The sequence below is a fragment of the Streptomyces sp. MNU89 genome (assembly GCF_020982505.1).
Taxonomy (GTDB): Bacteria; Actinomycetota; Actinomycetes; order Streptomycetales; family Streptomycetaceae; genus Streptomyces; species Streptomyces xinghaiensis.
Window position 1 is genome coordinate 3,445,758 of the sequence record NZ_JAJKLL010000001.1, and the last position, 13,968, is coordinate 3,459,725.

Here is a 13,968-nt window from a genome sequence, read left to right on the forward strand (position 1 = left end):
ATGACGACGAAACTGAAGTTCGACGGCGGCTGGTCCGCGACGGTGACAGGCGAACCGCTCGACCTCGTGCCCCGTCTCCTCGGTACCTTCCTGATCGTTTCCCCTTATGCGGACAGGGTGGAACGGGAGAAATTCCTCGCGGTCACGTTCGGCAGCCAGGACTGGCTGTGGGATCTTCCTGACGTTTTCCGTTTCGCCCCGAGCGGCCGACGGCTGGTCGGGGCTGAATTCCGGATTCCGGAAGAGTCCGCCTCAGCCGAGGATTCGGCCCGCCTTCCCGTCACGCCCGAAGTACGCCCGGGCGGGCTCCGCGCGGACGAGGTCAAGGACTTCCGGCACGAAATGTGCACAGTGCTGTGCCGGGCTCCCGGCGATGCCGTGCTGACCTGCCTGCGCGATCTCGACGTCCTCGACGAGCCGCTGGAGGCCCGCATCGGCATCGCGCCCGACGTGGCGCTCCTCGTCCAGCACGGCACCGTCGTCGGCTGGAGCCTCACCGATCCCGCGCGCTACCTGACCACCGCCTACGCCGACCCCGACCCCGACCCGCCCTCCCCGCCACCCGTCGCCTGCTCACCGAGTGCCTGAACCTGGTCACCACGCCACTGGTCGACGACCTGGTCGACGGCGAACCGGCCGCCCTGGCCCGCCTCCGGGCCGCCGACGAAGCCCTGCGCAACCAACCAGAGGACCGGCACCGGGCCGACGCCCTGCGCGAGCTCATCGCCACCATGGTCGACGACTACGGAAACTGGTGACCGAGTTCGATGCCGGGCGTTTCCGTGCCGTGAAGACGTCCGGGACGAGGCGGCACTCGCCATGAGACTCACCCTCGACGGCGACTGGAACGCGACGGTGACAGGCGATCCCCTGCGCATCACCCCGCGCTTCGACTTCCCGGGCCAATGTGTACACATCGCGGAGTACGCGAACGTGGAGGAATGGCAGCGGTTCCTCACGGACACCTTCGGCAGCCACGCGTGGCTGTGGGACGATCCCGACGAGCTCCGGTTCGCCCCGGACACCCGCGAACTGGCCGGCGCCGGGTTCCGGCTGCCCTATGAGTCCCCTACCGCCGAGGACCGCGCCCGCGTTCCCGCCACACCCCCCGTCCATCCGGGCGGCCTTCGCGCGGACGAGGCCCGGGACTTCCGCCTGGAAGTGGCCACGGATCTCTGCCGCGCGCCCGGGGACACCGTGCTGACCTGTCTGAGTGACCTCGACGTCCTGGCCGAGCCGCTGGATGCCCGCGTCGGCATCGCCCCCGACGTAGCTCTCCTCGTCCAACACGGCACCGTCGTCGGCTGGAGCCTGACCGACCCGGCCCGGTACCTGACCACGGGGTTCGCTACCCCGACCCCAACCCGCCCTCTCCCACCACCCGTCGGCTGCTCACCGCCTGCCTGGACCTGACCACCACGCCGCTGCTCTACGAGGTGAGGGACCGGAACCCGGCCGCCCTGGCCCGCCTCCGGGCAGCCCACGAGGCCCTGCGCAACCAGCACGAGGACCGGCACCGGGCCAACGCCCTGCTTGCGCTCATCAGCAACCTGGTCGAGGACTACGCCGACCGGCCGACCGGGCAGAAACCGTGAACCACCGGCCTGCCCCAGCAACCGTCCTGCCGTCGGCCCCCGGAAAGTCCGGACGCCGATACCGTCGACGACGGCCGCTGCACTCCTGTGATGATCCGGGACTTCCACGTCGCGCCGTTGTGGTGAGTCAGCGGCGGCCCCCTGCGCCGTGAACGCAGGCTCGCCGAAGGTCGAGGAGTCCAGTGAAAGACGGGCAGCCATGCGCTGCATCGAAGCGCCCCGCGGCCCTCCCATCAGCACCCACGAAGATCTACCAACGGAACCGTGGTGCTGCAGTTCGAGAGACATCATCTCGACGATGCTCCCGCCGAGCGGATGGGACGCGTCGGCATCACGCTGCGGGCAGCGGTCGGCCTCTGACCGATGCCGGTCAGCGGGAGCGTTCCGCCAGGGTCAGCAGGAGGTGAGCCGATTCCGGGCGGAGGAAGGCGGAGTGGGCACCCGAGGGGTGGAGGCGGGTGCGGCGGCTGCCGCGGTAGAGCCAGTCGGCGTCGATGTTGACCAAGCGGTGGTCCAGGACTTGCTGCGGATAATTGGTGTCCGTGGGCAGCAGCCGGGTCGAGAACTGGGGAATCGGGGCCGCCCCCGCCCCGGAGTGGCCGATGCCGGGCGCCTTCTCGGCGCGCAGGTGCCAGAAGCCGGTGGCACGGTCCCAGCGGGAGTAGGTCAAGGCAATCGGGCCGCGGAGGGGCGCGCCAGGGCGCGTGGCCGTCGGGAACAGCGTGTCGAATTGGCGGAGAAACGCGTCGCGCGGGGCTGCCATCTGGAAGATCAGCATGCTGTCGACGGTGAAGGGGCGACGAGGGTCGTACGGCGTGCTCCAGCCAAGCACCGGAGGTCGCTCGGCCGCCCGCTGCACCGCCTCGCACAGGAAACGGCCGCCGAAGGAGTGGCCCATCAGATGCAGGTACTGGCCGGCCCGGTTGGCCAGCACCGCGGGGCCCGAAGGGTCGGCCCGTTCGGCGTCCAGGTAGCCCAGCAAGTGCCCGATGACGTAGGGGGCATGCCCCTGTCCCTCGGCGCTCATGGCATGTGCCCGGTCTTTGATCCTCTCGTAGCCCTTCATCCCGGGCAGGCTGGAAGACGGCCATCGGACCACAACGCACCAGGGGCGGTAGCCAGACAACAAAGCCGGGTAGCGGTCCGGGGCCGAAGCGTACAGTTCGACGGCCTGCTCCAGCAGCTGTACGGCGGTGCGGGTCGCCCGGGCCGGTGGAGTCCGCCAACCGTGAACGTACACATGGATGTCGGTGACCCGGTCGGGGACGCGCAGTCGGCGGGCCAACTGCTCGGCGACCCGGTCGACCGGCACGGGGGTATCACTGCCGGGCAGCGTCAGGCGGCCCTGTTCGTTGAGATCGATCTCTGCCGGTGGCGCGAGTCCCGGCGGCTTCCGCCGCCTTCGGGGTGTGCTCATGAGACGAGGTCCAGACGGGTGTTGATGCCGCTGTTCAGCGCGTAGACGAGGGCAAGCGGGTTGTGGAACTCCCGTGCGAAGCGCCGCACCAGCCACTGGCCTATCGCACCGGCCGTGTGCGCGCCGGTCAGATAGCGATCGAGGAAGGCGTACGCGTACTCCGCCGCGAAGTCCTCCGGAATCTCGATCTGCGGTGCAAGGACACCCTCGGCGCCCTGGTCGATGAGTTCCTGTCCGAGATGCTTCAGCCTCCCCGGGGCCGCTGCCTTCGCCGAGTGACAGGCATTCAGCAGGACGAAGGGCTTGAAGCGGGACTGCGGGCTACGGATGTAGCGGCGCCGTTTGCGCTTCACCACAGGACCGTCGATGTCCTCAGAGTCGGAGAGCCGGACAGCCAGGACCTGGCCGGAGGCGCCGGTGCTCACGAAACGACCGTGGCACCAGAAGTACATGAGGTCCTCCTGCAGCACGGAACATGAAAGAGCTTCCAGGAGCTCGCTGCCGCGGGTGCGGACGGTCAGCAGCGAACGCTCCTCCAACAGCTTCTGCACCTCGTGCGACCGGTTCACGTGATCGAGGAACGTGTCCTTGTTGAGACTGGCGGTGGCTCGCTCGCGCCGGCCGAGCGGGGCATGGTCCCAGGGGTAGCCGGTACGGGCCTGTTCGACCTGGTGCCGGTAGCCCAGAAACGCCTCCCAGGGACTGTCGCACTCCGCCGGGTCCACCGCGAGCATGGGCCAGGGCAGCTGCCACTCGGAGTCGAAACTGACCCGCAGCTGCCGACCGCCGGCGAGGGTGTCCAGCAGGAACTCGCGGAAACGGCCGAGGTCGTAGCCCGTCCCGTCGAGCACGACTTGGAGCAGTTCGAAGCCTTCGTCGGCCAGCTGCGTCACCAACGGGTCAGTCAGCTGCCGCAGTTCGCTCAGGTCGACGGACTCGGCCAAGGGGTGGCCGCCCACTTGCTGTCCGTCCCCAAAACCTGTGCCGATACGGCCAACCACCTGGTCGCGCCAAATCGCCAGCAGCCGGTTCGCGCGATCCAGCAGCTCCTCGGCCGGTACCTCCAGAAGGGCCTCGTGCCACTCCGCGGTGTCGGACGCCGACAGGCCTCTGGGGATGGCCAGCATCCTGAGGCCCGTGCCGCTCCGGTACAGCCTCACGCGCAGCTCGGCGGAGAAATGCTCTCGCTGGTGTGGTATCCCCGTGAAACCGTGGGAGGGGTCCTGGAGCACTTCCACGGCGGGATCCTGCGTCATCCGGGTCAGTCCTCCCCAGAACTGTGTTGTGCGTCCTCGTTCCGGGTGGAGCCCGAGATGGGGACGGTCGTCCGCAGGTCCTGCAACACCAGTCCGGACACGTGGTCGTACAGCGTGAAACGGATGTCGTGGTCCCCCGGCTCGTGCGCGGTCAGCACGAAGCGCGCCGGATCACCTTCGGGGTCGTACTGTGCCAAGGCCGGTTCCACCGAGGCGTCCGTCTGCCAGGACGGGACAATCATCATCGTGGCCGGCGTGGGCGCCGTACTCCCGCCCTCGCGGACCAGGCTGATCTCGACAGGTGTCGGGCTGCCCTCGGCAGGCTCGCCGTCCACAGGCAGCGACACCCGGACCCGCCACGCCGGGCGCGCGCTGCGCAGCCGCCAACGCAGCTCCTCCGTGTCGGGGTGGCCGGGCCCGAAGACCCGTTCCCAGCGGTCCATCAACTCCGCGTGGGGCGGAGCTGAGTCGGGTTCGCCGGCATCGAGGGACGCGAGGGCGAGCGTGGCGAGACTCTCCAGCGTGAGGGGGTGGTCCGGGCCGAACACGTGGGAGCGGCCGGCATGTACGGCCTTCAGCAGCGCTATTGCCGCCGCCTGATCACCCGCATGCGCGAGGGTGTCGGCCAGCTGGACGGCGAGTGTGGGACGCAACGCCTCGTATTCCCGGGCGAAGATCTCGACAACCGTGCCCAGGCGTATGCGTTCGTCGGAGTCCTCGGACGCCATGCGGTCACCGCTCGCTCCGCAGGCTTTGAGATGGGCCCGGGCGATGGCCTCGGCCGTTCCGGGCAGTTCCAAGTGGCCTGCCACCAGCCGGGCCCAGGAACGCAGCAGCTCACCGAAGACTTCCAGGGCCTCCTCCGGCCGACCCGCCTGGGACAGCGTGTGCGCCAGGACCGGGAGGTGCTCCAATGTCTGCCGGTGACGGGCGCCGTACAACCGTGTGCAGTCGTCGATCAGGTCGCGGGCCATCAGCACCGCTCGCTCCGCGGTGCCGGTGTCTGCTTCCAGCCAGGCCAGACTGCCGCGTACCGCGCGCGTCATCGGGTGCTCCTCGGGAAGAGCCGCCTCGCACCTCTTGAGGAGGTCTTCGAGAACCACCCTTTCCTGCCGTGGGTCGCCCATCTCCCGGTAGGCGGCTGCCAGGGCCCCGCGGCAGCTGAGGGAATCCGGGTGGTCGGCACCCTGTTCCCGGTCGTAGTCGTCGACCAGGCCCAGGAGGTCCCTGACCGCCCGTACACGGTCGCCGAGCAGACGCCGGGACCAAGCCAGGCGCCTGCGGGCGCTCAGGGTGGCACTGTGGCCGGAGCCCTGAACGCGGGTGCAGTCGTCCACCAGCGACTCGCGGAGGGCGAGGGCCTGGGGGAGATGGCCCGCGTACTCGTGTGCGTTCGCGAGACGGCGCCGTGTGTCGAGAGCCGTGACGGCGTCCGGCCCCAGCAGCCGGGTGACATCCTCCAACAGCCTTGTGGCGGCCTCGACGGCACGAACGGCCATGGATTCGCCCAGCAGCACCCAGACGACAGTGCCTCGCACGGCGAGGGTGTCGGGATGCTCGGCGCCCAGTATCCGTTCGTGATCGCGCAGCAGAAGGTCCAAGTCCCGCAGTGCTCCCGTACGGTCGTCGGCCCACTCCCGCCATCGGGCCACGCCGCACCGCTCCCGCAGGACGCTGGGATGCTCGGCGCCCTGGATACGGATGCGGTCGTTCACCAGTGCCTGACCGAGCGTTATGGCCTTCTCACAGTCGAGCCGCTCGGAGTAGGAGAACGCCTGCAGACTCCTGGTTGCGAGTGTCTCGGGGTGCGCTTGGCCGTGGAACCGTGTGCACTCCTCCACCAACGTCTCGTACCCGACCACGGCCCGCTGGTACTGACCGGACTGTTGCCACGCGTGCGTCAACTGCATGCGGGCGTTCAGCGTGGTGACATGGTCGCGGCCGCGCACTCGGGCGGCATCGGTCAGCAGTTGCTCGGCGAGCTCCGCCGCCCGGACATGGTCGCCCGCGGCGTTGTGCCCCCCGACCACGTCGTAGCGGAGGGACAGCACGGCGGTGTGATCGGGCCCGTCGGCGCGCTCACGCTCTCCGACCAGAGCCTCCAGCGTGCTAAGTGACGACCGGTGCCGACCCGCCGCTCGCTGGGCCATCGCAAGGTCCCGCCGCGAACGCAGGGTGCGCGGATGTGCGGCTCCCCACTTCCGGGTCCACGCTTCGACGGCCTCTTCGTACAAAGCGATGGCGCGGTCGTGCTGCCCGTCCGCCGAACAGGCGTCTGCCAGGTTCTCCAGCGTCAGCAGGGTATCCGGGGCGTCGCCCCCCAGGAGCCTGCGCCGGTCGTCGAGCAGTGCGGTGAATCCGGCGACCGCGCCCGCGTGGTCGCGGTCGCCCAGCCGGGCCAGCGCCAACCCGTTGCGGTCGTGCAGGGTCTCTCGGGCACTCGGGCCCAGGAGCCGGGTGTGGTCGTCGATCAGTTCCTGGTACGCCGTGATCGCCCGTTTGTGCTGCCCGGCGGACCGGAAGACGAGGGCTCGCCAACTCCTCACATTCAGCGTGTCCGGATGGTCCGGACCCCAAATGCGGGTGTGATCGTCGATCAGTGCGTCGAACACCTCGCCCGCCCGGTCGTACCGGCCGGCCGAGCGGTGCGCGGCGCCTGTCCACAGCCGTACGACGAGGGACATCGGGTGGTCGGAACCGCAGATCCGCTCGTAGTCCTCGGCCAGGGGCTCGTAGAGCTCCAGAGCCTGCTCCAGACGGCCCTCCTCGGCGTACACCCAGCCGAGTGCGAGCCGGACGCCGAGCACCCGCGGGTGGTCCGGACCGAGGAGCCCTTCCATGTCCGCGTGCAGTGACTTCAGTTCCCGGACCGCGCGGGAGTGGCGGTCGGCCCACTGCAGTGTGCGGGCCAGAGCTTCGCGCGTGGCGAAGACGTCAGGATGCTCGGGGCCCAGGATGGCGCGGCGATCCCGCAACACGTCCTCAAGGAGTCCGATCGCGGCCGGATACTCGGACGCCGCACGATGAGCGAAGGCCAGGTTGGCCCGAGCGGTGAGTGTCGCCGGATGCCGGCTGCCCTGCACCCTTGTCCGGTCCGCGACCAGGGTTCGGCGCTCTCGTATCGAACGCTGGTGGTCCCCAGCCAGTTGCCAGGTGTAGGCGAGCGCAGCGCGGGCCCGCAGCGTCTCCGGATGATCCTCGTCCCAGACGCGGGTGTAGTCGGCGATCACCGCCTCGTACGCGTTGGTCGCCCGGGCATAGTCCGCCCGGTCTCGGTGGGCCTCCGCGATGTCGTCGCGGTAGTTGAGCGTGGAGGGATGGTCGGGCCCCTGCGCCCGGGCGCTGTCAGCCGCCAGCGACTCGAACTCCCGCCAAGCCGCATCCGGTCCTTCGGCCTCCGACAGTGCCCAGCCCAGTTCGTGGCGGCTGCGCAGGGTGTCCGGGTGGTCGGCACCCTGTACCCGAGTCCGGTCGGCGATCACCCCGCGGTACAGCGCGACCGCCGTGCGCGGGTCTCCCGAGTCCTTGTGCGCGGAGGCCAGCCAGCCGCGACTGGTCAGCGTGTCGGGGTGGTCCGGACCATGCTCACGTTGCCGGTCCGCGACCGCCTGCTCGTAGAGGCTCAGCGCGGTGCGGTGATCACCGGCCTGAAGATGGGCGTACGCAAGGTTGGTGCGGCTGGCGAGCGTGTCCTTGTGCCGGGCCCCTAGAAAGCGTTCGCGGTCGGCGACAACCGCCTGGAACTCCTCGACAGCCGCTTCGTACCGGCCCGCCGTCTGCAATGCGTAGGCCAGGTTGTTGCGGCTGGTGAGCGTGTCCGGGTGTTCGTCGCTCTGGATCCGGCGGCGGTCGGCGACCACGGCCGTCAGTTCCTCTACGGCCTTGGAGACCTCGCCGGCTTTGCGGTACGCGTACGCCAGCCGTTCCCTGGCGGCGAGAGTCTCCACGGCTTCCTGGCCGTGGGACTGGGCGCGGTCAAGGTAGACATCCTGGCAAAGCTTGACCGCTCGGGCCGGGTCGCCGGCCTTGGCGTGCAGCTCCGCCAGGCGGTCCCGGTCATCGAGTGTGATCTCGTGGTCCACGCCGAACAGCCGCGAGCTGCCGTCGACGGTCTGTGTCATCAAAGGGATCGCCAGGACGTGCTGTTCCCGTACGAGGAGTTCGTGGGTCCCCCGCCGGTACATCCCGACGGCCGCCTCGTCCGGTTCGGCGGCCGGCCCGGTCTCCGCGAGAGCTTGGATGTGCACCAGCCATCGCCGTAGGTGCTCGGCGGAGGCGCCCGAGAGCTCGGCGGCCAGCGCGGCCTCGGCCAAGTCACGGGCCTCGGGCACCTCGGCCGGGTCGGCACGCTGGAGGGTCCGCCGGACGAGCCGGTGCAGCGTCGGTCCCTCGGGATCGATGGTGACCAAGTGGTAGGCCGAAAGCGCGGTGAGCGCGGATTCGGTGTGCCCCAGACGGTCGATCACCTCGCGCGGTATGGCCTCGGGCGCGTACCAGGCCAGGGTGTGCAGGAGAGGGACGGCCAAGGGGTGAACAGCTCGGATCGACTGCAGACTGGCCCGCCAGATCCGGGCAATGGTCTGGTCCGCGCTGCCCGCGCCGTCGCCCAGAACCGTGTCGGGCAGCCGGGCCAGCTTGTCCCGGTAGGCGGCGAAGCCGATGCCGGTCTCCCGCAGGTACGCGCCTGCCTGGGCGAGGGCCAGGGGCAGATGCCCGAGGTCCGCCGCGAGCAGGGATGCCTGTGAGGGGGCAGCAACGGATCCGGTTGCGGCCACGTCCTCGCCGAGCCCGGACGTGAGATGCAGCAGGTGGACAGCGTCCTCGTGACCGAGTACGTCCAGACTGACCAGCGCGGTGTTCGCGGGCCAGCCGGTGCCAAGTCGACTCGTGGCCAGTTGGTGGCCATGGCCAAGTAATCGCCCCAGAAAAGGGGTGAGTTCCTCGGGCCGCTCCACGTTGTCGTAAACGACCAGCCAGTCGGAGTGGGTCTCCAGCCACGTCAGCGCCCACTCGGTCCGTTCCTTGGCGGTGGCCTCGTGCGCCCACGTCGGGTGCAGGCGCATCGCGAGATCGCCGAATCCGGAGGTGATCTGCTCCTCGGTCTCGGCGACGATCCACCAGACGAGTTGGTACCGGTCGCGCTGGTCGTGCGCATACCGGAGAGCCACAGCCGTCTTGCCGATGCCGCCCAAACCGCTCACCGTGGTCGTCTGGGTGACGACCCCGCCGCCGGCGAGCAAGGAAGCGCTGAGTCGCGACAGGTCGAGGGCACGGCCGATGAGGGGTTGCGCGGGCAGCGCGGGCAAGTTGTCCAGCGGAGAGGCGGGAGTCATCCAGGCGGCGGACTCCTTCGCCTGATCCGAGAGAACGGTCGCATGTCTCTCAAGGTGAGGATTGCCCGTCGTGTGGGAAGCTCCGACATCCTGGCCGGGCACCGTCAGGTCGTTCTGCAGCACGGCGGACACCGTGGCCTGTGACTCCCCAGTGATCACGATCGCCCTCCCCCCGCAGCGGCCATCTGCGATCCGGCGAGCCACCAACTCTACTGACCCTCACGGATGCTGTCAGGAGGGCGCAAGGCACCGAAGTCGGCCTCGCGGCGGGCCGACTCTCACATACATACGTCATCAGGTGGCAACCCGTACAAGAATTCCCGAAACAGGTGTCCATCACCAGCCGTCGAGGGAGACTTCCGGGCCCGGCCCAGGTAGTGGGACGCGCTGGCAGTGGTGTCCACGAAGTCCTCGGGTACGGCATCGGTTTCGAACCATCGAATCCGGGCATGTTCGCTGGGCGCAATGACAGCAGCAGAACCTTGGGACGGCTTCCCGAGGCTCAGGCGCGTCACATACCTGTGCCATTTCCGTTGTCGGCAATAGTTACTCGGCCAACCACAGCGACCCCCTGGCATCGGCACATTCCGTCCCTGTCCAACGGACACCCCTTGCTGGCCACCCCTGAGATCGCCACCTCCGGCCGATCTCTTCCGGCCGCCCGCGAATCGCGAAGAAAAGGGAAAGACCCAGGCCATATACTGTCTGACCTGGGTTTTCGTGGAGCCGCCTTCGGGATTCGAACCCGAGACCTACGCATTACGAGTGCGTTGCTCTGGCCATCTGAGCTAAGGCGGCGAGCTGCGGCGACGACCCGGCCTCGCGGCACACGGGGGGTGTCGGCAACAGCGCCAAGTCTACACAGTGCGGGAGGGTGCCCCGTACCGGGTTGTGGCCGGCCCGGCGGCTGCCTTACCCGTCCCGACCCGGGCCGCCGTGCGGCCCGCGTCTTCGCGCTCCGTTGCGCGGGACCCTGTCCGGCCACCGTCTCAGGTGCACTTCGTGCCGTCCGACGGAGGCTTGCCCTGCAGCAGGTACGTGTTGACCGTCTGGTCCACACAGGCGCTGCCGCGCCCGTACGCCGTGTGGCCGTCGCCGTCGTAGGTCAGGAGGGTGCCCGAGGAGAGCTGGCCGGCCAGGCCGCGGGACCAGATGTACGGGGTCGCCGGGTCGCGGGTGGTGCCGATGACCACGATCGGCGCCGCGCCCTTCGCCTCGATGCGGTGGGGCTTGCCCGTCGGCTCGACCGGCCAGTACGCGCAGTTCAGCGCCGACCACGCCAGCCCCTCGCCGAAGACCGGGGACGCCCTCCGGAACGACGCCGTGTGCTTCCGCACCTCCTCCGGGCTCGTGAAGGAGGCCGGGAGGTCCAGGCAGTTGACAGCCGGGTTCGCGTACATGAGGTTCTCGTACGAGCCGTCCTCATCCCGCTCGTAGTAGAGGTCCGCGAGCTGGAGGAGGGCATCACCGCGGCCCTCCATCGCGGACTGCAGGGCCATGCGGAGCCGGGGCCACGCCCCCTCGTCGTACATCGCGGCGATCACGCCCGTGGTGGCCAGCGACTCGCCCAGCTCCCGGCCGTTGCCCGCGGGGACGGGGCGGGCGTCGAGCTTCTCGAAGAATGCGCGGAGGCGCTTGCGCGCGTCGTCGACGCTCTTGTCGCCGAGCGGGCAGTCGTCGCCGCGCAGGCAGTCCTCGGCGAAGGCGGTGAAGGCGGTGCCGAAGCCGGCGGTCTGGTCGCGGTTCATCTGCACGGACGACAGGGAGGGGTCCATCCCGCCGTCGAAGACCATCCGGCCGACGCGGTCCGGGAAGAGCCCGGCGTACGTCGCGCCGAGGAAGGTGCCGTACGAGGCCCCGACGTAGGTCAGTTTCTCGTCGCCCAGCGCTTCCCGCAGCAGGTCCATGTCGCGGGCCGACTCCGTGGTGGAGACATGCCCCAGGACGTCACCCGTGTGCCGCTCGCAGCCCTCGGCAAACTTCTTGTACGAGGCGACGAGCGCGCCCGTCTCCCGCTTGTCGTCGGGGGTGATGTCGACCTGGGTGTAGGCGTCCATCGCCCGGTCCGTGAGGCACTTGACCGGCTCGCTGCGGGCCACCCCGCGCGGGTCGACGGCCACCATGTCGTAGCGGGCGCGCACCGGCTCCGGGTAGCCGACGGCAGCGTAGGACTGCAGGTAGCCGACCGCCGAGCCGCCCGGGCCGCCCGGGTTGACCAGCAGCGATCCGAGGCGCTTCCCCGGGCCGGCCGCCTTCTTGCGCGATACGGCGAGCCGGACGTCCCGGCCCTCGTCCGGCTTGTCGTAGTCGAGGGGCGCCTTGAGGGTGGCGCACTGGAATCCGGCGACTCCGCAGGCCCGCCAGCGCAGCTTCTGTTCGTAGTAGGGCTTGAGGGCCGGCGGGACGGCGGCGGGCAAGGGCTTCAGCACCTCGCTGGTGCCGGGCATGCGCCCGGGGCCGCCGGGGCCCGAGGCCGAGATCTCCGTGTCGGCGCCGGAGGAGCAGCCGGAGAGCAGCAGGAGGGCGGACACGAGGAGGGCACCGGCGGTACGGCGCGGTCGGCGGCTGGTGTCCATGGGTACCCCTCGGGTCGGCGCGTTCTCGGTGTGCGGCGCTTCTCGGCGTACGCCGGGCCGGTGCGCGGGGCGCGTGCGGCGCGGAGGTGCCACCGGGGCGGCACGCGCGGCGCGGGTGGTGTCACCGGTTGCCCGGGCACCGCCTCGGCGGCGCGTGACGATCTGCGGCTTCTGTTCGGAGCGTAACCGTACGGGCCCTCGGGGACGCGGCCCATGGGGCCCGTACGAGTGAGCGAGGGCGCGGCCGGGCAGAGGGACGACGGACGGGCGGGCGGGGGCTGTGGACGGGCGGGCAGGAGAACGGCGGACGGGCGGAGAGACGCAGGACGGCCGGGTGGCAGAGCGAGCCCCGGACGCACCGCGGGCTCGGGCGCCCGGGCAGGCGGACGCCCGGATCAGCCCGCGCGCAGCGCCAGCGTCATGGCCTCCACGGCCAGCAGCGGGGCGACATTGCGGTCCAGGGCGCGGCGGCAGGCCAGGATCGCCTCGATCCGGCGCAGCGTCCGCTCCGGGGTGGACCCGCGGGCTATCCGCTCCAGGGCGTCGCGCTGCTCGGTGTTGGCGATGGCCACCGGGGAACCGAACTGCAGGGCGAGCACATCGCGGTAGAAGCCGGTGAGGTCGGTCAGCGCGAGGTCGAGAGTGTCGCGCTGGGTGCGGGTGCCGCGGGTCTTCTGCCGCTTCTCCAGGTCCTTCATCACCCCGGCCGTGCCGCGCGGCAGCCGTCCGCCCGGCCCGGCAGCGGCGCCGAGGGCGGCGCGCAACTCCTCGGTCTCCTTGGTGTCGACCTCCTCCGCGACCTGCTTGGCGTCCTCGGCGGCGGCGTCCACCAGCTCCTGGGCGGCCTTGAGGCAGCCCCCGATGTCGTCGACGCGGAGCGGCAGCTTCAGCACGGCGGCGCGGCGGGACCGGGCCCGCTCGTCGGTGGCCAGCCGGCGGGCGCGGCCGATGTGGCCCTGGGTGGCGCGGGCCGCGGCGTGGGCGAGCTCCGGCTCGATGCCGTCCCGGCGCATCAGAAGGTCGGCGACGGCGTCCACCGGCGGGGTGCGCAGGGTGAGATGGCGGCAGCGCGAGCGGATCGTCGGCAGGACGTCCTCCACCGACGGCGCGCACAGCAGCCAGACCGTGCGGGGCGCGGGCTCCTCGACGGCCTTCAGCAGGACGTTGCCCGAGCCCTCGGTGAGCCGGTCGGCGTCCTCCAGGACGATCACCTGCCAGCGGCCGGCGGACGGGGAGAGCTGCGCGCGCCGTACGAGTTCGCGGGTCTCCTTGACGCCGATGGAGAGCAGATCCGTGCGGACGATCTCCACATCGGCGTGGGTGCCGATGAGGGCGGTGTGGCAGCCGTCGCAGAAGCCGCAGCCGGGGGCCGCGCCCAGGGCCCGGTCGGGGCTGACGCACTGCAGCGCGGCGGCGAAGGCGCGGGCGGCGGTGGAGCGGCCGGAACCGGGCGGTCCGGTGAACAGCCAGGCGTGGGTCATCCGGGAGGTCGAACGGTCGCCGTCCGGGGGCCCGGAGGCCGGGAACGGAGCCGGGGCCTCCGCCTCCGCCGCTGCCCCGGTGTGACGGCTGCCCGTGCCGAAGCGGTGGTCGGCGCGCTCCTCGGCGCCCGCGGCCTCCGCCGCCGTGACGTACGCGTCCGCGTCCCGGGCGGCCGCGGTGAGCGTCTCCGTCACCCGGTCCTGGCCGACCAGGTCGTCCCACACCGCCATGACCGCCACCCCTCTCCACCGGTTCTCGTCCGTACGCCCTCGCGGCTCCCCATTGTGGTGCACCGCGCCGACAACCGGC

Annotated in this window: 8 protein-coding genes and 1 tRNA gene; 3 read left to right on the forward strand and 6 right to left on the reverse strand. The window is 70.6% G+C overall.

Translation table 11 applies throughout. The features are described from left to right. From E4N63_RS14755 to E4N63_RS14765, 3 genes are all read left to right on the forward strand, one after another. Nucleotides 1-588 carry a hypothetical protein gene (locus E4N63_RS14755; RefSeq protein WP_230240892.1) on the forward strand — a complete coding sequence of 196 codons (588 nt, stop codon included), beginning with the start codon at nucleotides 1-3 and terminating at the stop codon, nucleotides 586-588. Nucleotides 589-819: 231 nt separating this feature from the next. Next, nucleotides 820-1,413 carry a hypothetical protein gene (locus tag E4N63_RS14760; protein ID WP_230240893.1) on the forward strand — a complete coding sequence of 198 codons (594 nt, stop codon included), beginning with the start codon at nucleotides 820-822 and terminating at the stop codon, nucleotides 1,411-1,413. A gap of 23 nt (nucleotides 1,414-1,436) precedes the next feature. Next, complete coding sequence (locus E4N63_RS14765; RefSeq protein ID WP_230240894.1) at nucleotides 1,437-1,595, forward strand: hypothetical protein; 159 nt, start codon at nucleotides 1,437-1,439, stop codon at nucleotides 1,593-1,595. Between the two features lie 370 nt (nucleotides 1,596-1,965). Here E4N63_RS14765 and E4N63_RS14770 read toward each other — a convergent pair whose 3' ends face one another. The 6 genes from E4N63_RS14770 to E4N63_RS14800 form a co-directional block, all read right to left on the reverse strand. After that, complete coding sequence (locus E4N63_RS14770) at nucleotides 1,966-3,012, reverse strand: hypothetical protein (protein WP_230240895.1); 1,047 nt, start codon at nucleotides 3,010-3,012, stop codon at nucleotides 1,966-1,968. After that, nucleotides 3,009-4,268 (reverse strand): CHAT domain-containing protein, encoded by a 1,260-nt coding sequence (locus tag E4N63_RS14775; RefSeq protein WP_230240896.1) that lies wholly within the window; start codon nucleotides 4,266-4,268, stop codon nucleotides 3,009-3,011. Before E4N63_RS14775 ends, E4N63_RS14770 begins: the two co-directional genes overlap by 4 nt. A gap of 5 nt (nucleotides 4,269-4,273) precedes the next feature. Next, a complete protein-coding gene (fxsT, locus tag E4N63_RS14780) occupies nucleotides 4,274-9,601 on the reverse strand; it encodes an FxSxx-COOH system tetratricopeptide repeat protein (RefSeq protein ID WP_230240897.1) in 5,328 nt (1,775 codons plus the stop codon). Between the two features lie 721 nt (nucleotides 9,602-10,322). Further along, nucleotides 10,323-10,399 (reverse strand) — tRNA-Thr (locus tag E4N63_RS14790). A 191-nt stretch (nucleotides 10,400-10,590) separates the two neighbouring features. Continuing rightward, nucleotides 10,591-12,177, reverse strand: coding sequence for an alpha/beta hydrolase (locus E4N63_RS14795; RefSeq protein ID WP_230240898.1), 1,587 nt, complete (start codon nucleotides 12,175-12,177; stop codon nucleotides 10,591-10,593). A gap of 395 nt (nucleotides 12,178-12,572) precedes the next feature. After that, nucleotides 12,573-13,889, reverse strand: a complete 1,317-nt coding sequence (locus tag E4N63_RS14800; RefSeq protein ID WP_230240899.1) for a DNA polymerase III subunit delta' — start codon at nucleotides 13,887-13,889, stop codon at nucleotides 12,573-12,575. Nucleotides 13,890-13,968: the final 79 nt, after the last annotated feature.

Bases quoted from the DNA above. Each gene is read 5' to 3' on its own strand.
- E4N63_RS14755 (WP_230240892.1), top strand. From the start codon at position 1: ATGACGACGAAACTGAAGTTCGACGGCGGCTGGTCCGCGACGGTGACA.
- E4N63_RS14760 (WP_230240893.1), top strand. From the start codon at position 820: ATGAGACTCACCCTCGACGGCGACTGGAACGCGACGGTGACAGGCGAT.
- E4N63_RS14770 (WP_230240895.1), bottom strand. From the start codon at position 3,012: ATGAGCACACCCCGAAGGCGGCGGAAGCCGCCGGGACTCGCGCCACCG.
- E4N63_RS14775 (WP_230240896.1), bottom strand. From the start codon at position 4,268: ATGACGCAGGATCCCGCCGTGGAAGTGCTCCAGGACCCCTCCCACGGT.
- fxsT (WP_230240897.1), bottom strand. From the start codon at position 9,601: ATGACTCCCGCCTCTCCGCTGGACAACTTGCCCGCGCTGCCCGCGCAA.
- E4N63_RS14795 (WP_230240898.1), bottom strand. From the start codon at position 12,177: ATGGACACCAGCCGCCGACCGCGCCGTACCGCCGGTGCCCTCCTCGTG.
- E4N63_RS14800 (WP_230240899.1), bottom strand. From the start codon at position 13,889: ATGGCGGTGTGGGACGACCTGGTCGGCCAGGACCGGGTGACGGAGACG.